General features: G+C 60.3%; 14 protein-coding genes. 3 read left to right on the forward strand and 11 right to left on the reverse strand.

What is annotated here, in order from left to right; genetic code table 11:
- Nucleotides 1-39: 39 nt before the first annotated feature.
- Nucleotides 40-1,761 carry an asparagine synthase B gene (asnB, locus tag QA639_RS02820; RefSeq protein WP_157347898.1) on the forward strand — a complete coding sequence of 574 codons (1,722 nt, stop codon included), beginning with the start codon at nucleotides 40-42 and terminating at the stop codon, nucleotides 1,759-1,761.
- Between the two features lie 165 nt (nucleotides 1,762-1,926).
- On the opposite strand, the gene QA639_RS02825 is transcribed toward asnB, so the two are convergent.
- From QA639_RS02825 to QA639_RS02860, 8 genes are all read right to left on the reverse strand, one after another.
- Nucleotides 1,927-3,105, reverse strand: coding sequence for an acyl-CoA dehydrogenase family protein (locus QA639_RS02825; RefSeq protein ID WP_152977496.1), 1,179 nt, complete (start codon nucleotides 3,103-3,105; stop codon nucleotides 1,927-1,929).
- A 62-nt stretch (nucleotides 3,106-3,167) separates the two neighbouring features.
- Nucleotides 3,168-5,180: a non-ribosomal peptide synthetase gene (locus tag QA639_RS02830; protein ID WP_283089118.1), complete on the reverse strand. Its 2,013-nt coding sequence runs from the start codon at nucleotides 5,178-5,180 to the stop codon at nucleotides 3,168-3,170.
- A gap of 41 nt (nucleotides 5,181-5,221) precedes the next feature.
- Nucleotides 5,222-6,235, reverse strand: coding sequence for a thioesterase domain-containing protein (locus tag QA639_RS02835; protein WP_283089119.1), 1,014 nt, complete (start codon nucleotides 6,233-6,235; stop codon nucleotides 5,222-5,224).
- A gap of 74 nt (nucleotides 6,236-6,309) precedes the next feature.
- Nucleotides 6,310-7,221 carry a 4'-phosphopantetheinyl transferase family protein gene (locus tag QA639_RS02840; RefSeq protein ID WP_283089120.1) on the reverse strand — a complete coding sequence of 304 codons (912 nt, stop codon included), beginning with the start codon at nucleotides 7,219-7,221 and terminating at the stop codon, nucleotides 6,310-6,312.
- Nucleotides 7,222-7,476: 255 nt separating this feature from the next.
- The gene (locus QA639_RS02845) at nucleotides 7,477-8,640 is read right to left on the reverse strand and encodes a GNAT family N-acetyltransferase (protein WP_283089121.1); all 1,164 of its coding nucleotides are present in this window, start codon (nucleotides 8,638-8,640) and stop codon (nucleotides 7,477-7,479) included.
- Between the two features lie 393 nt (nucleotides 8,641-9,033).
- Complete coding sequence (locus QA639_RS02850) at nucleotides 9,034-11,649, reverse strand: AMP-binding protein (RefSeq protein ID WP_080667131.1); 2,616 nt, start codon at nucleotides 11,647-11,649, stop codon at nucleotides 9,034-9,036.
- 275 nt (nucleotides 11,650-11,924) lie between these two features.
- On the reverse strand, nucleotides 11,925-12,935 hold the full coding sequence (galE, locus tag QA639_RS02855) for a UDP-glucose 4-epimerase GalE (protein ID WP_028335243.1): 1,011 nt from the start codon (nucleotides 12,933-12,935) through the stop codon (nucleotides 11,925-11,927).
- A 97-nt stretch (nucleotides 12,936-13,032) separates the two neighbouring features.
- Nucleotides 13,033-13,950 carry a response regulator transcription factor gene (locus QA639_RS02860; RefSeq protein ID WP_283089122.1) on the reverse strand — a complete coding sequence of 306 codons (918 nt, stop codon included), beginning with the start codon at nucleotides 13,948-13,950 and terminating at the stop codon, nucleotides 13,033-13,035.
- Nucleotides 13,951-14,410: 460 nt separating this feature from the next.
- On the opposite strand from QA639_RS02860, the gene QA639_RS02865 reads away from it, so the two are divergent.
- Entirely contained in the window at nucleotides 14,411-15,067 is a 657-nt protein-coding gene (locus QA639_RS02865) for a LuxR C-terminal-related transcriptional regulator (RefSeq protein ID WP_225162391.1), read from the forward strand.
- 53 nt (nucleotides 15,068-15,120) lie between these two features.
- Here the strand turns inward: QA639_RS02865 and QA639_RS02870 are convergent, their stop codons facing one another.
- Nucleotides 15,121-15,537 (reverse strand): VanZ family protein, encoded by a 417-nt coding sequence (locus QA639_RS02870; protein ID WP_080667132.1) that lies wholly within the window; start codon nucleotides 15,535-15,537, stop codon nucleotides 15,121-15,123.
- A 620-nt stretch (nucleotides 15,538-16,157) separates the two neighbouring features.
- On the reverse strand, nucleotides 16,158-16,394 hold the full coding sequence (locus tag QA639_RS02875) for a DUF6894 family protein (protein ID WP_028335246.1): 237 nt from the start codon (nucleotides 16,392-16,394) through the stop codon (nucleotides 16,158-16,160).
- 499 nt (nucleotides 16,395-16,893) lie between these two features.
- Between QA639_RS02875 and QA639_RS02880 the strand changes: the two genes are divergently transcribed.
- Complete coding sequence (locus QA639_RS02880; protein WP_028335247.1) at nucleotides 16,894-17,154, forward strand: hypothetical protein; 261 nt, start codon at nucleotides 16,894-16,896, stop codon at nucleotides 17,152-17,154.
- A 323-nt stretch (nucleotides 17,155-17,477) separates the two neighbouring features.
- Here QA639_RS02880 and QA639_RS02885 read toward each other — a convergent pair whose 3' ends face one another.
- Nucleotides 17,478-17,666 (reverse strand): hypothetical protein, encoded by a 189-nt coding sequence (locus QA639_RS02885; RefSeq protein WP_157347893.1) that lies wholly within the window; start codon nucleotides 17,664-17,666, stop codon nucleotides 17,478-17,480.
- Nucleotides 17,667-17,830 lie beyond the last annotated feature (164 nt).

Genomic DNA, 17,830 nt, shown 5'->3' on the forward strand with positions numbered 1-17,830 from the left:
GCTTCGCTGCGATCTGAATTCACAGAAGGGGCAACCTCCTTGTGCGGCTTCGTTGGCATCTTTGGATTTAAAGAATCGCTTGAGTCGGCGCGCAGCCGGGCGCTCGAGATGGCCAAGACGGTCAGGCACCGCGGGCCAGACTGGAGCGGCATTTATTCCAGCGACGGCGCAGTGCTCGCGCACGAGCGCCTTTCCATCGTCGACGTGGAGCACGGCGCTCAACCCCTTCTCGACGTGACCGCGGGTCGCGCTTTGGCCGTGAACGGAGAGATCTACAATCATGTCGGCTTGCGCGAGGCGCTGAAGCTGCCGCACGCATGGAAAACGAAGTCCGATTGCGAAATCATCCTGTATCTCTACGACGAGTACGGCCCTGCCGTGTGCAATATGCTGAGTGGCATTTTTGCATTTGCCCTCTTCGATGAGCGCAGTGGCGATTTCTTCGTCGCCCGAGACCACATCGGCATTGTTCCGCTTTACATCGGATGGGGCAGCGACGGCACGACTTACGTCGCGAGCGAAATGAAAGCTCTCGATGGCGTATGCGAGACGATCCGGGAGTTTCCTCCGGGGCATCATTACAGCGCCAAAGCCGGAAAGTTCGTCAAGTGGTATGATCCACAGTGGGCACATACTCTTCCAAACAGGAAGGTGTCCCTGCAGGAACTCCGAACGTCGCTCGAAGCTGCGGTCAAGCAGCAAATGATGTGCGATGTGCCTTACGGGGTGCTTATTTCCGGCGGGCTCGACTCGTCGCTTATCGCGGCGCTCGCAGCGCGCCACCGCTTCAAGCGGATCGAGTCGGGGGAAACCGAAGAAGCATGGTGGCCGAGGCTGCACTCGTTCTCCGTCGGCCTCGAAAACTCACCCGACATGAAGCATGCGCGAGACGTGGCGGCTCACATCGGCACGGTCCATCATGAGATTGTTTTTACCGTGCAGGAAGGATTGGACGCATTGCCGGACGTGATCCGGCACCTGGAGACCTTTGATGTCACCACCATCCGTGCCGGCACGCCGATGTATCTCATGGCGCGCAAAATCAAATCAATGGGCATCAAAATGGTGTTGTCCGGAGAAGGCGCTGACGAGGTATTCGGCGGCTATCTCTACTTCCACATGGCGCCGTCGGCAGAAGAATTCCACGAGGAGACGGTCCGAAAGATCTTTGCACTCAGCAAGTATGATTGCTGTCGCGCGAACAAGGCAATGGCGGCTTGGGGGGTCGAAGCCCGGGTGCCCTTCCTGGACAAGGAATTCCTGGACTACGCAATGTCGATCAACCCCGCCGAGAAAATGTGCCCTGGCGAGAAGATGGAGAAGGGCATATTGCGGGAAGCATTTACCGATCTGTTGCCGCAAGCGATCTTGTGGCGTCAAAAAGAGCAGTTTTCCGACGGGGTAGGATATAGCTGGATTGAAAGCTTGAAGCATCATGCCGAGAACAAGGTCTCGGATCAGATGCTCACAGAGGCGAGCAAGCGCTTTCCGCGGCAAACGCCGACGTCCAAGGAAGGCTATTTCTACCGGACCATCTTTGACAGCATTTTCAACAACCCGACAGCCTGCCTGACTGTGCCCGTCGGTCCTTCGATCGCATGCTCCACGCCGACGGCATTTCTCTGGTCTCAGCAATTTGCGAGCATGAATGACCCATCTGGAAGGGCCGTGAAAGGGATCCACGTTCAGGCCATTGATCATGTTCGATCGGCTGGAAACCTCGGCAGTCCGATTCCGTTGGCTGGTGTTCGGCGGCAATGACGCCTACCGGGCTTTAGGGGTGAATCCGGGCGCGCCGTAGGCCGCGTCGATCGCCGCGAGCGGCCCGGATGCCGAGGTCATCCACGCCCGGCCCGCCGCACGAAGGGCCGGCACCCTGCCTTCCTATAGCTGACGTCAGAGCGACGCCTCAACGCCGCGTCAGGATCATGACATCGACGCGACCACCTCAAGCATCACCTCCGTCGCGCCGCCGGCGATGGAGAGGACGCGGGCGTCACGCGCTACGCGCTCGATCGCGCTCTCGCGCATAACGCCCATGGCGCCGTGGAACTGCACGCAATCATACGCGACCTCGTTGACGAGTTCGCCGCAGATGGCCTTCAACATCGAGATCTCGCGCAGGCAATCGTCATCGGCCGCCATGCGCCAAGCGGTGGCATAGAGAAACCCGCGGCTTGCCTCCACTTTCGCAGAAAGCATCGCGAGCCGCTGACGGATCGCCTGCATGTCCCAAAGGACGCCCCCGAATGCTCGGCGGGTTTTCACGTAGGTGAGGGTCATGTCGATCGCTGCCTCGGCCATCCCTATCGCCATGGCGGCGAGGACGAGGCGCTCGTTCTGCAAGTTGCGCATGATTGAGTAGAAGCCTTGTCCCTCCGCGCCGAGCACGTTCTCGGCGGGGATGCGGCAACCGTCGAAGACAAGTTCCGCCGTGTCGGAGGAGCGCCAGCCGAGCTTGTCCAGTTCGCGCGCGACGCTGAAGCCTGGCGTTCCCTTCTCGACGAGGAACATCGTGATCCCGTTGCTTCCTGCCGAGGGATCAGTCTTGGCTGCGACGCAGTAGAGATCCGCGTGGACACCGTTTGTGATGTAGAGCTTGGTGCCGTCGAGCACGTAAGAGTCGCCATCTCGCACCGCGCGTGTGCGGATGGCTTTCACGTCCGAGCCCGCATCCGGCTCGGTAATGGCGATCGCGGTGATCACCTCGCCGTCGATAATGCCCGGCATCCAGCGGGCCCGCTGGGCTTTGGTCCCGTCGTGAAAGACGTACGAGGAAGCCATGTCGGCATGGACGAGCATCGCGTCGGCGGCGCCGCCATAGGTCGAGCGCCCGAGTTCCTCGGCGAACACCGTTGACGCGACAGAGTCCATTTCGGCGCCACCATACTCAGCCGGGTAGCGGATGCCGAAGAAACCGAGTTCGCCCATGCGGCGCAGGATCGAACGGGGAATGAACCCGTTCTCTTCCCAGTGATCCGCGCAGGGCTTGATTTCCTCCTTGACGAACCGGCGGACCTGGTCCCGTAAGAGCTCATACTCCGCCGCCATCCAAGGCAGCTCCGGCTCTCGCGCCGCCTTCCAAGCTTTGTCCATCATCTTCATCCGATCTGCTATGAGCCTGACTCAAAGGCTCCTGTCCCGCCCAAGACCAGGAGACCTTCCGGCTAGAGTTCGACCTCCTCTCTCGGTCCCTCCGAGAGGGAAGGGGCATTGGAATCGGCCACCCAGCGCATTCCGTCGATAACTTCCGCCAGTTCGGCCAGTGTCGGCCGCTCAAAGAGGTTGCGAAGCTGCACGTCGACGCCGAAGATCTTTCGCATGCGCGACACCGCCCGCACCACCAGCAGCGACTCCCCGCCCAGTTCGAAGAAGTTGTCGTGGCGTCCGATCGACTCGAGCTTCAGGAGTTGACACCATAGCGCGGCCAGCGTCTTCTCGGTCTCTGTCGAGGGGGCGACGAAGACCTGCGCCGGCTGGATGTTTTCCGCCGTCGGCTCGGGAAGCGATGAGCGGTCGATCTTGCCGTTGGACGTGAGCGGCATCCGCTCCAGGCGAACGTAGTGCGTGGGAATCATGGACTCCAGCAGTTCTTCGGCGAGGTGCGCGCGCAGGTCCGCCACGGTCAGAGGTTTCGACGCGACATAGTAGGCCACAAGTCGTGCGATGCCGTCCTCGGGCGTCGACGGTTCGCCATGGCCGATCTGGGCCGTTTTTTGTGTCGCTGCTTTCGTCATCGAGGTGGCGACGGCGCATTCGTGAACGTCCGGGTGTTTGAGAAGCCGTGCTTCGATCTCGCCGAGCTCGATACGGGTGCCACCGACCTTCACCTGATGATCGGCGCGGCCGAGAAATTCCAGGCGTCCTTCCGAGTTCCAGCGGGCGAGATCGCCCGTTTTATAGAGCCGCAGCTTCGAGCGCCCATCTCGGGGATCGGCGACCGTGCGGAAGCGCTCGTCGGTCAGATCGGGGCGATTGAAATAGCCTCTCGCGAGACCGTCGCCGGCAATGAACATCTCACCGATGATCCCGGGGCCGGTGGGCTGATATTCTTTGCTGAGGACGTAGATTCCCGCATTCGCGGCCGGAACACCGATTGGCACCGATGCGGATTGATCCCGGTCGGTGTCGAAGCGGTGAATCATGCAGCCCACCGTGGCTTCGGTTGGTCCATACTCGTTGTAGATCTCGATAGGATGGGGAATAGCGTTGGTGATATCGCGAGCCAGCGCGGCCTTGAAGTCCTCACCGCCCACGATGAATTTGCGCAGTCTTGTGGTCTCAAGATTGCGGTCGCGGATCATCGCGAGATGTGCCGGCGTCAGCTTGATGATATCCACTGCATTGTCGTCGATCACCTTGAGCGCGACCATGCTCTGCACTCCGGGATCGCCAAGATAGACCACGATGCGGCCGCCGGTGATGAGTGGCGTAAAGAGCGTTGTGACCGTCAGGTCAAATGCGAGGGATGAGAAAAGGGGCCATGCGAGACTTTCGCCGGAGCTGTACACCCGGGCGGCCCACCAGATGTAGTTCACCAGGCTCCGGTGCTCGATCTCGACGCCCTTGGGAGTGCCGGTCGAGCCGGAGGTGAAGATGATATAGGCGGCGCCGTCCGGCGTCGCAGCGGACGGTCGGGCCGAGGCCGGTTGATTCGATATCGAATCGAAATCGGCGTCGAGCACGAAAATGTCGGCAAGGTTCGAGGCAATGCCCGAACGCAGGCGCGACTGGGTGATCGCCACGGGAGCCCTCCCGTCGGTCCCGTTGGAAATGTCCTGCAGGATTGTTGTGATCCGCCCCTTCGGCGTTGCCGCATCCACCGGCACATAGGCTGCGCCGGACTTCTGCACGCCCAGGATCGCCACGACGACTTCAATGGAGTGCTCCATGAAGACAACGGCAATCCGGCCTGGGCCCACGCCGGTCGAGCTCAAATACGCGGCCATCTGGTTGGAGCGTTCGTCGAGCTGCCGGTAGGTCAGCGTTGCATCGCCAAAGCGGATCGCTTCAGCGTCAGGACTACGTGTCGTCTGGTCGCGGAAGAGATCGATGATCGTCCTGTCCGACGGATAGCGTGCTGCCGTCGCGTTGTAATCGACAACCAGCGCCTGATGATCGGAATCCTTCAGCAGGGGAAGCGCTACGCCCTCCGGCGCGATAGGTAGGACTTCGTTCATGAAATACGCTCCCGTCGGGAAAACCAAAAAAGAAAATCACGTCAATCGTTCAGCTTCTGGGTTGCCTGGCGATAGAGGTTCGCGATGGCAGGTGCGTCAGGTTCCATCAGCATCGAGGCTTCGTTGCAGTCATCGGGCCCGAAGTAAAATTCGGCATGCGGCACTACCCGTAGCCATCGGTGTGGCGCGGCGCCCGATCGCAGCCAGGCTTTGTTGGGAAGGATTATGCAAACCCGACCCGAATACGGAGTGGGAATGTACCGCTGAAAGGCCGCGATCGCCGTCGATTTGAGCAGAGCCCTGCTCGCCAACACCGGGTCTGTCGCGACAGGCTCATTGCTCTTGCCAACGAGGGGTACGAGGGCGCGGACGTGCTCGCCCAGGCGACTGCCGAAATATCGGAGACGGGCGCCTAATGTCGGCAGCTTCGCTGTCTCATGCAGGAACGATTCCGCCTTGCCCCTGGCAATAAAATACAGCCGGCGCGGCCATTCCCCATAGGTGGTGGGGTGAAGCGGGCCAAACAGCGCAACGCACGAGACCTCGGATTCGCGCTGTCCCAGGATTTTCGCCAGTTCAAAAGCTGTTGGAGCGCCCGAGCAATAGCCGGCGATGATGTACGGACCGGTCGGCTGATATTCGACGATCTGGCGGGCGAAGTACTCGGCGATATCTTCGACGCGGTCCATCGGCTCGCTCTGCCCATCGAAGCCAGGCGGCTGGAGGGCGTAGAACGGTTGATCGCCGCCCAGGTGCTTCGAGAGGTCCAGGAATGAGGACGGTGCCCCGACATGACCGGGTACGGCGTAAATGGGCGTGCGTGTGCCGCGAGACTGCAACGGAATGATTGCAGGCGGTTGCGTGGCCGCGGCCGTGGCCATGTTCAGAAACGCGATGATCTCGCCCTTCCGACCCTGCAACTGATCGCGAAGCTCCGCCGTCAGCGCGCCGGCCGGGGCGTTGCAGCGCAGCCGGTCGCCATCCACCCAGACCTTGATGTCCTTGACCGCGAGGTCTGCAAGCAGCTCCGAAAACTGCACCACGTGCGTTGACATCGGGCTTTTCATCGATGAAGCTGACATTTCCTGTTCCGTGCACCATCGCGGCAATTTCGACTTCGGATGACAGTTCACTTCCGGACGACCACGCTCCCAACATATCCAGGTTGCGGTACGAAGCTTCGGACAGCCCAATCCCTTTCATCCCAGGAAATCGGCTGTCCCAAACCGCACCCCAGCGCCTTGGAGACAGCCTCCAGCCGGGTCCAGCGCTGGAGGAAGCCTTCCAGCCGGTCTTCCGGATCGAGGTCGGCGTAGGACCCGTATTCGGAGGTGGACAGGCAGAGCGCTGCGATCTCGTCCGCTTCGGGCACAGGGAGAACTGCCTCGATGTCGACCCCGACCTCTTGCCTGATCGAGAGGGCGATGACCGCTACTTCTCCGGATCGCGAGACGCTGAAGCGCACGTCGCGGGCGGGCATGCGACGGGAGAGGTGGGGTTTGCCCAGCCGGCCATATTCCAGCTCGATCTCCGAGGGCAAAATTCCCAGCCTGGAAGCGAGGACCTGGCGCAGTTGCCCGCGGCTAACAATAAAGCGGCGGCGATCGCGCTCCAATCTCAATCCCGCTGCGCGCCGATGTTCTTCCTCGTTGAGGTAAGTGCTTAGGTCCCGGATGACGTCCTGCTCCACATGGAGCATGAATGCCAGGACCTCCAGACCATCATGCTCGAGAACCGGCGCGACGATCCCGGGTCTCAGCTCGAGCGCTTTGTCCAGAAAGCTCAAAGGGGCGGCGCCGGCTCCGAGAGCCCCGCGTTCGAGTCTGCGATAGCCTGGCCCGTCAAAGGAACGACTATTTTCCCGCTCGCTTTGTTCACAGGCACCTGTGCGAAAAGCCATCACAACTTGCTTTCTATTAGCCTCGATCCGGAGTGCCGCCGGTAGGTTGCGAACGGTATTGCGATGGGCATTCGAGCGGACTGCTGATTGAAATTTTAATCGCGCACCGCCATGGCTCAATGGACCATCGTAATTACCCATTTTTTGCCAGTTCCCATCCGGCGACCCGGATCGGCCTGCTTGAGTTGGGTGACCCGGCGGCAGAGCCGCCGCGTCCTTCCGCCAAAAGCGCAAGCGGGGGAATATTCCTAGGGGAATTGGACCGCTAGACGGTCAATGGATGCAGTCCAGGCGTAAGCGCCTGGACCGGCCGGCAGTCAAAAAGGGAGGCTGCAACGACACGGCCACATCGCCGACCTGGACGTTGGTTCTCGCCAAGGAGCCCAAACCGATCGGTTAGGAACCAGCTCCGAATACGGAATACAGAGCCGCGGTCTTCTTTGGAAGATTCGTGGCAATGGTTCGCAGCATCCGCTTGGCACTGCGGAGCTTGGCCTCGATGTGGCGCTCTGGACTGTCTCTGCCTACAGCGATCCACGTCATGGCTTGCTCCCTGTTGGCCAGATGGGACTTGTGCCCGCCGCCACCGGCCAGGAAATCGTAGCCGCTTTCCCCGCGTGCAATGCTGTCCTCAATAGCCAGCACATGGCTGACGAGCCCGGGCTTGAGCCGGCTATCGCTCTCATAGAGAAAGCCGCTCTGGTAGTTCAGGACACGGCCGTCGTGCACGAAATTGTACACGACCCCAATTGTCTCGTTCCCGACCAGCGTCCGTGAGATGCGAACGGCCCCCGTGGGGACTCCCCGCGCAATGAGCTCCTCGTGAAACGGACGGAAGCCGGGATTGACGAAGGCTCCCCTGCGTCCCCATCGCGACCGATGAAAGTCGCTCAGCAAATCGAACGCGGCGAGGGCCTCCGTCGTTGTTTCCATGATCCGAAATTCAACGGGGCCGCGTTCGGCATACAACCGCATGGCGCGGTTCACGGCCTGGCGCGTACTGCGGCCCAATGTGGCGCGATAGTCCCCCCCTCGCTGGTGGACTGGGGCAAAGTCAACCCACAATGCCGCGTCAGCCTGTTTCACCTCGGTCACGAGCCCGGCCCGGCCTGCGGCGCGACTGGCGGTCGCCTCAAGGTCCGGATCAATTCCGGAGAGCACCAACTGATCCGAGCGGCGCAAGCGGGACGTCAACGCATTGAGACCTGCCGATATGATGGCATCGGATTGCTCTGCAAGGATACCGTTGTACTCGATGAACAATCGGTCGAAACGAGTATCTCCCGTTTCATTGAGCAGCCAACGTGTCCGTGCATACGGCCCGAGACTCCACGCTTTCCGTCGGCAAACAACCGCCAGGCCAACGATCTTGCCTGATGACCGGGCCACGAGGACGTGTGGTTGCGCGCCCTTCGGGATGTGCCGTAGCCAAGTGCCGATCCAGAGCCAGGACAAGAAGAACGAGTGAGTTACTCGCGCTTCGAGCTCTTTCCATGAGGTTTCAAGCCACGCAATGCTCTCCAGGGCATCCAGGCTGACATCGGTAACCGTCTCAGGCATGCTTTCCCGTTCCAACGCCAGAGGACCGAACGCGCGCTGCGACGGGAAGACCGAAGGACCAGGCCGCAATGCTCGCGCAAAATCCGATGCAAGGTCCGATGATGGGGGGCTGGTCACACACAGGCATCCCTCTGGCGGACACGTCGTGGTTGGGCATCTCTGACCGTTGTCTCGGCGGAGGTCGATAACGGATATTATATCCGGAATTCGATCGAGGTGCGGACCCTTTCTGATTACCCACGGTAGCTGCTTGTGCCAGCGCTGCAACTGTGCCGAGGTGAAGCTGCGATCGACCGGGTTCGAGGCGGGTGCAGCGCGCTCCTGCCTTCGGCGTCCGACGGCCTCGATCCTCCGCCCGCTCATCGGGGCGTGTCATGGCTGACGTCCGATTTCTCACGTGGCGCTCGATCCCGAGGCGAGTTTTTCAAATCTCCGCCGCAGGTGATCCACGAGCAGTTCCGCACCGATCAACAGGCAGCCGGGATGTCCGCCAGGCACCTGTATCAATTCCAGTTGAGAGCTGAGATGCCGCCACGCTCGGCCATCGTGGTCGGCCGCGTAAAAGGCCACCGGGATCTCGAGCGGCGCCGGACAATACCGCGCCATTGCGATTGAATGAGCGTCCCACAACGCCGTTGGAATCTCGACCTTGGCGATCGCAGTCCGCCCGTTCGCCGGGAGCTTCAAATATCGCTCCAGTCTCACCATTTGCTCGAAGGTCCAACGCAAGAGATAAGGGGAAACCAGCGGCTTCAGCAGCCCCAGGATCGCCCGCGGCATTGGACGGGCACTGACAGTCGGCGGGTCCACCATCGTAACCAAATCAACCGTGTGGCCGGCAGCCATCAGCTGGCGGGCCACTTCGAACGCCACCATGGCGCCATTGCACTTGCCGCCCAGAAGAAAGGGACCGCTCGCTTGCCTTGCCAGGATGAACGGCAGGCGGTCGGCGGCCATCGCCTCGATCGAGCCCGGAATCGGCTCGCCATGAAGACCGTGGGGATTGATCGAGATGATCGGATAATCCGGCCCCAGAAGCTCTACCACCCGCCGCACGCTCGCGTGGCCGCTGACAAGGTCGCCGTTGAAAAAGTACAGCGGAGACCGCGTGCCAGGCGCATGGGGCTGGAAGAACGGCGTCGTCCACGTGTCCGTTGGTACGGAAACCCTTGCGGCAAATTGCCGGACGGTTTCTGCCCCGAACATGATGGTTTCCGGCACGGGATAGCCGACAAGCCGCTCGACCTCGATCAGCATCTCCATGGCGAGAAGGGAGTCTCCGCCGCTGGCAAAGAAATCATCGTCAACGGTCACGGCCTCGTTCTTGAGCAGCCTGCGCCAGAGGGTCAGCAACTCGGCTTCCAAATTCAACGGCCCGTTCGCGACGGGCTCCGGCATCGTCGCCTGGTGCCCCCGTGGCCGGTCGACCAGCTCGCGCAGACGTCGCCGCTGAACCTTTCCCGTCACCCCCTTCGGCAGATGGTCGAGCGTCAGAATACGTCTCGGAATCTTGAACGAGGCCAGCTCGCGTTGCAGGAACAGCCGAAGCTCCGCAGCGCTCGCCTGCGCGCCGCGATGAAGGACGATGGCGACTGCGACGTCCTCGCCCAGGCGCGGATGCGAGATCGCGAAGGCCGCAGCCTCGGCGATCGCCGAATGTCGCAACAGCGCGGCTTCGATCTCGGCGGGAGAAATCTTCTCACCGCCGCGATTGATCAGCTCGCTCAGGCGGCCGTGCAGCGAAAGGAAGCCGTCTTCGTCGAGGCTGCCGATATCGCCGGTCTGAAACCAACCCTTCGTGAAAGCGGCTTGATTGAGTTCCGGCGCATCGAGATAGCCCGACGTCACGGTCGGTCCACGAATCCAGATCTCTCCGCGCTCGCCGGCTGCCAAGGGATGTCCATCCTCGCCAACGATCGCCACAGTATCGGGCCAGGGTCTTCCGCAGGTGCCGGGCCTGTTCGGACCGGGCGGCAGCTGGTTGGCGGCGATTTGGGCCGCCTCGCTGGAGCCGTAATGCTCCAGCACCGGCACGCCGAGAGCGTGTTGCAGGCCGTCCTGCACGGCTCTCGGGAGCGGCGCGCCGCCCGACATCGCGAACCGCAGAGTGTGCGCAGCCTGTGCATTCTCGAGGCCCTGCGCCTTGTCCAGCACCGCGGTGTGAAGCGCAGGGCCTGCCGAGTACCAGGTCGGCCGCAGGACATCGAACCACTCATCGAGTGCGACGACGGCACTGTTCGCCGGGATGGCAATGCTGCCTCCGGTCAGCAACGGCGTGAAGATCGTCACTTTGAGCCCATGGGAATAGTAGGGGGGCGACACGCTCAGGCATCGGTCCCGGGACGTGAGGCCGAACCAGGCCTGAAGGCGTTCGGCTGCCGCCAGCATATTGTCATGACTGAACGGAATGAGCTTCGGCTGCGCGGTCGTGCCCGACGTCTGCAGAATGAAGGCGGGGGAGCGCGGATCCGGCTCGGCGTCGATGGCAGGGGAGCCGGCAACTTGCACGGCGATCTCGAGTCCAAGCTGGCCCTGTCCGACCGGAGCGGCTTCTATGATGGCAAGCGTTCTGCGGGCCGCGGCTTGGCGAGCTTCAGGGGCACTGCCCTGCAGCACAACGAGCGCGCTCAGGTTCAGCATGTCGAGACGCTGCTCGATTTCAGGCAGGGAGAGGCGTGGGTCGAGAGGAACCGCGACGCTACAGCAGGCGACTGCCACGATGGCGAGAACCGCCTCCGGGCCGTTCGGCATCAGGACCCCGATCCGGGTATTGCAATCGAAGCCGGCCAAGCGCAGCCGCCGGCGGATTGCGTTCAACTGGCGTTCAAGACCGTTGTATGTCAGAGGCTCGAAAGCGCTCGAAACGATCGCCGGCTGGTTCGGAAACTGACTGGCAGTTCGACCGATGACCTGGCCTATTGTGAGCCGGGCTTCCGGCTCCCCACGGTCGCGAGCGCGGAAGCTCTCGGAACACATGGTGGCGCCAGTCGTCTCGTTGTCCAGAAGCATTCCGTCCTACCTTGAACCGAAAGTCGGTTCACAGGACGATAGCCTGCAGTTCCCGAAGATGCCTTGTCGTACAGCAAGTGAAGGCAGCAATTAAGGATTAACCAATACTCGGTGCGTCATCCTGCCATTCTGCGAATTGCGAGCATTGGTGAGTGGTGGCTTAACCAGGCGGCGCTACTTGAGCTGGCCGATGAGAGCAGTCGTCTGCCTTGCGCGGGATTGAGTAGGCCTCGAACAAGACAGAAATTCTCGAAGACGCAGACGGCTCTCGCCGACTACGCGCCGCGATAGCCGTTCGGGTTCTTCATCTGGAAATGCCAATGGTCGGCACACATCTGTGTCAGCGATCGCGTTGATGTCCAGCCCAACAGGTTCTTCGCGAGAGTTGGATCGGCATAGCAGGTTGCGACGTCACCGACCCTGCGTTGGTCGATCACATACGGGACTGGCCGGCCACTCACTTCCTTGAATGTCTGGATCACGTCCATGACGCTACTGCCGCTTCCTGTTCCGAGATTGACCGTCAGAAGGCCGGGCTGTCTCAGTTGGCTCAGGGCGCTCAGATGTCCGGATGCAAGATCGACAACGTGAATGAAGTCACGGATCCCGGTGCCGTCCGGAGTATCATAGTCGTTTCCCCAAACATGCACCTTCGGACGCCGTCCGATCGCCACTTGTGCTACAATCGGCAACAGATTGTTCGGCACGTCCAGGGGATCTTCTCCGATCAGTCCGCTTTCGTGGGCGCCAACCGGATTGAAGTAGCGCAAGATGGCAATCCGCCAATCCTTGTCGGACTCATGAAGATCCTTCAGTATTTCTTCGATGAAGTATTTTGTGCGGCCGTACGGATTGATCGGTGCGACAGGATGCTTCTCGTCCAGCGGCAGGTACGCGGGTGTCCCGTAAACGGTTGCGGATGAACTGAAGACCAGCGTCTTGACGGATGCTCGCGTCATGGCGGACACGAGCCGCATCGTTCCCACGACGTTGTTGTCGTAATAGGTGATGGGTTGAGCGCTGGACTCGCCCACCGCCTTGAGGCCGGCGAGATGAATGACCGCGGTCACGTCGTGGGCGCGCAGGATTTGGTAGATCGCCTCTTCATTGCGGATATCGGCATGCCGGAAAATGACCGATCGCCCGCAGATGGCTCGTATCCGTTCGAGGGAGGCGCTGTTGCTGTTGGAAAGATTGTCGACCGCGACGACATCGAGCCCGGCGTCGAGTAGCGCGACAGCGATGTGGGATCCGATATAGCCGGCACCGCCGGTCAACAAGATCATTTCCGCTTCCGTTTCGCGTCTGCGTGGTCAATGCTCGCCGCGCGCGGGAAATCATCCCGCGCGGTGATGTCGATGCGCCAGACCGGACGAGTCTCGGCTATTTCCGCAGTCGGATCGCCCCGTCGGCTTTGCTCATGTCCTTGCGGGTATGGCCATTGGTGAGGGAGACTTCGAAGTAGTTCTCCGCATGGTCGATCGCGCCAAGTGGCGCCGGCCGGCCCGCTCTCGCGATCTTGGGAATTTCCCGGCCGGGTGGGAGGAGCCGCTCGGTCACGTCAACGATCTGATGCGCCGAACTGCTGTTTCTCGACCAAGCCGCAGATCGATGGTTCAATCCCCAGATTGCCGCCTGCGTTCTGTTTTGAACCCGAATCTTGCGAAGGATCGCCTTGATGTGAACCTTCACCGTGGCTTCGGCAATCTTGATCTTGCGCGCAATGCACTTGTTGGAATCGCCTTCAATCAGGCACTGCACGATTGAAACTTCCCGCGGCGAAAGTTGCTGAGCCAGCGTGTCATCTGCCGTTGCGACGGCATGATCGTCATCGTTGGCTACAGCGACATCGTCCACCTCGCGTTTCTCGGCATCGAGAGCGGACTCCAAAAATGCCGGCGGGAATACCGTCCCACCCATCATGACGAGTTCGATGGACTTGATGAACGCGTCGCAGTTCATCACGTCGATGAAATATCCGGTGGCGCCGGCTCGGAATGCGGCAACCAGATCATTCAGTTGAAAGTGATCCGCGACAACTGCGACACGTGCATCCGCGTGACGGCGCTTGAACGAGTCGATTTGCTCGACTGTCGGGCGAAAATCATCGCCACTATGAACGATGAGGAACAGCGCCGGACTGGCGGGGGCTTTCTGAAGCGCCTCGTCGCCGGGCCAATCATCGGCGTCGTATATTGAGGTTAGGACGAAATTCTCCGAATTTAGAATTCTTGCAAGGCCTTCTTTGCGAAGACTATTTTCACCAACCAGCGCAATGGCAAAAGGATATCGTCGTCTCATGGAAACTCTCCCGGACGCTACAATGATACAAGCGGTTGAACGGTTGAACCCGGCTCATTTTTGGTGGCCCGCCCAGCTGAAAAGAACGACGTAAAAACAAGCTTCCTCAGATTTGGTCGATGGAACAAACCTGGGACGAAAAGCGCTTAACCCACTCCGAAAATATTTAAGAATGTTAGATGCTAATCCCCAATATCCCTATATACCGTTGGTTATAGGCATTTGGGGCCGCCAAACCGACGAGGGTGATCTCTTGGTCCTGGTCGACGGGCACTCGCTGAGGGTGCGACGGATCGTCGCTGCGATTACGCGTTGTGTAATCACTTTGTCGGCGCGCTCCAGGCGGTAGATTCACGGGACCCAGCGACAACAAAACCTTACTGAAATGTCTCATATTGGAGTAGCTTATTAGTGACATGGGCGCCGATCTGAACTGAGGGGGACTGAGGGTTGATCGGAAATGCATTTCAGTCGTGTAGTCATTGCCAGTAGATATCCAGTCGTTTTATTGGGTCTGAACTGCCTGCTCGAAGCAGAGCGTGATTTCAAAGTTGTTGCTCGCTGCAATGATATCGCGAGCTGCTTCAAGGCAATACAGAGCCTTGCGCCCGACATCGCCATTTTGGACATGTCGATGCCTGACATTTCTGGGCAGGCCATGCTCGAGGTCGCAAATTCCGGGGCGCTTGGTGTGCGGCTCGTGTTTCTTGCCGCCTCGGTTGAGGATCGCGATCTCGCCATGCTCGCAGCAGCGGGAGCTTGCGGTGTGCTTCTGAGCGAGGAGGAGCCCGAAACGCTCTTGCAGACGTTGCGGCAAGTCGCCGACGGCCAGAAGACGTTGCCTCCGCCCTCGTACGAAGAAGCCATCCCTTACGCGCAAACGACGATCCCGGAGAAATATCTTGCGGTGCTGACGGACCGCGAGCGTCAGATCATGCGTTTGGTATCGGAGGGCTTGTCGAACAAGGAGATTGGCCGCCGTCTGAAGGTGGCCGACGGTACCATCAAGGTTCATCTGCACCACATCTTCCGCAAGCTCGAGATCAGCAACAGGACTGTCCTTGCTACGCTTGCCGTCTCATATTCCGGGCCGACCGGGTCTCCATCCGTCGAATAGCGGCGGCGGACCGGCGTTTTTTCATCGAGCTTCGCGCGCGATGATCATCCCCGCTAGATCAACGGGCTGCCTGTCCGCTTGGAGATTGCGGAAAACGAGCGTCGCAAGGCAGTTGCGATGATGACGCCTGCGCAGCAGCCAGTGCCTTTGACGAGCATGTCCTTTACGTGTCCATGTCTGTCGGGGAGCAGTCTTTGGATGAGTTCGAAGCCGACGACTATAGCGAGAAGGACGAGCAGGATTGGCAGCACGTGCTTCGGATAGGCGAGCGAAAAGGCGACCCCGATAATGAACAGAGCTGCAAAACGATCGATGTTCGCCGATATCAACGTGTGCGGACGGAATGCCAGCGGAGTATCGGTGACGATGAAGAGGCCTAGGATCAAACCCCAAGCCAAGCATCGGAATACGGTTTGCGTCATCCCTTGTGGTTCAGCAAGAGCGCAGTAACCTGGTTTCATCATTCGCATTCGCAACTACTCTTCAGGCGCGGCCGTTTCAAAAGATGGATCGTCGTTGCACGATGGGATCAAGCTCAACTGCGGATCACCATGGCGGGCTAGGTTTTGCCAAGCCACTGGCCAATGTCTCTGGATCCGATGACCCGCTTAGGCCGATACGGGTTGATCGTTCCAGCTGAAAGTCTCTCGATGCGCTGGTCCTCCGCCAGTTTCCTTGTGAACTGCTTCGCATCCTGTTCGGATACGAATGTCGCAGTCCTTCGTGCGTGCCTGTCGGGCGGAGCATCGCGTTGATCAATGAAGGAGACGTACCAGATGTGCCTTGCTGCCATGCGGGACCTCCGAGGTCAGGTCTAGGCGCGAATACAAATTCGAGACACCAGGCGGTGATATCTGAAAGCGCTTCGGCGAAGCGTCTTCTCCGTTGTGTAGTCGTGATTGGTTTCTGCGAGCCAAAGCAAGCCGGCGATTGGTCCGGCCACAATGGACGGGAATTGCAGCTTTAGCTCAGCGTGTCTCCGGGGCTTTCAGAGTACTCCTCATGGACATCAAGCTTGCACGCTTCGTTCCATCGCGAAGTTTTAAGATGGCCACGAGGCGCCGCAAGCGAGCGCTGCGTTCGCTGCTATTCATGCCGCAATGGAAAACTGAAGGACGAACAGTGACTGGCCGCCCGGCTCGGGGCTGTCGCTGATTTCGACATGCCAGCGAAGATGACGCAAGAATGGCTCCGTCACGTCGTGCTTGAGTATCTCGCCGCTCAGTTCAATCGCCGTCGTCCGTGCGGCGAAAATGTCGGGAAGATCCAGGCCGACATCATCGAGCACTGAATGGCCGCCGTGGATATGAAAAAAATACCGCGGCATTGATGTCTCCGGATGAGGCGAACATTCCGACGACTGCGACGAGCTCGACGCATCAAAGTGGTGTCATCGCACCACGGTGAGGCGCACGGCAAGCCGCTATTCTAGGAGGGCGGATCATCATTGTTGGGTACCCCGACGTGGACCTGCACCATCATCGGTTCGGAAGGTCGAGCGACGCATCGGGTCGACAGAGGAGACCAGCCGAATTCGTGCGGGCTTGTCGGCGATGAGCCAGCGATTCGGTCGTCGTGATTTCGAGACAATGGCAAGCGGCCGGCAGGATGCCGAGAACGCCGCGCGTCACCGCGAATACAATCACGCCGTTACAGAAGCAGAGGCAGGCTGGCACCCGAAGCTAACGAGCAGCATTTTCACGACGGCCCATGGTGCTCGCCAGGGACGCGGGCGATCAATTATTTGTGCGGTGCGGCAACATTGATATTGCATTGCAATAATAGCTGACTAACTCTGCTTCTCACGTGCCATTGAGGAGCCTTCCGTGATCAAGATTTCCCTCTCCGCCATTGCCGCCGCTCTCGCGATCGCAACCGCCGCGTCCGCTGCGGAACTTCCGACCTACGAGGCCGCGGGCCTGCCGATCTCGGCGGTGCAGGCCGGCGTGATCGGCGCCGCCAATGCCCGCGAGCAGGCGCCCGTTGCCACCACGTCGGCGACGCCGCATCAGCTCAGCGTTCTGACGCCCCGCAACAAGATGACGACCGCGCGGGCCGCTGCCCGCACCGACCGTTCGGTCCACTGATCGGCGTAGCCGTTCCCGGGAGGCCCGCGACGAAGTCGCGGGTCTTCGGCGGGCCAATCCTCTTAGACCAAAATAGATCGCGTCGCCGCTAGGTCGCGCTTGCCGGCGGGTGATACGCCTCACGCCGTTGGCGCGAACTCCCGCAAGTGGAGTTTGATTGCGGCGTCGACCTCGTCCGGGTGATCGACCTGAGGCAGCCGTCGAGGTCGAGAAATGGTGGCCGATCGTCAAGTCGGCGAATATCAAGCCGGAATAGCTGCAATTAATTGATCCAATGACAATTTTTTGGCGTGATTGGCGGATGCGCGCCAAGACATCCGCTGTCATGGCAGGGCTGGCAGCTTGCAGGCTCGGCACTGGAAATCGTCGCCGCGCTCGTCGGCGCGAATTTCGAATTCCTCCGAGACCCGAACAATTCGGTTGCGAAACGGGGCGACCTCGGAAAGCTCAGCGTGGCCCGTGCGTCGGCATTTCGGGCACCGCAGGATCTCGATCCAGCTGGAGTGGGTCATGACGTGGTCTGCAAACGCTCGCGGAATGATAACCCCGTCTGGCGCGAAGAAAATTGATCCAGCTCAAAAACGCGGTCGTATCTCCCCCAATTCCGCACCTGTTCAAACGCCAAAGCGCGTTTCGAGGCTCCCGGGCGAGCGCTGTCCAAATCGGTGAAAACCCT

It is taken from the genome of Bradyrhizobium pachyrhizi (assembly GCF_029714545.1).
Lineage (GTDB): Bacteria > Pseudomonadota > Alphaproteobacteria > Rhizobiales > Xanthobacteraceae > Bradyrhizobium > Bradyrhizobium pachyrhizi.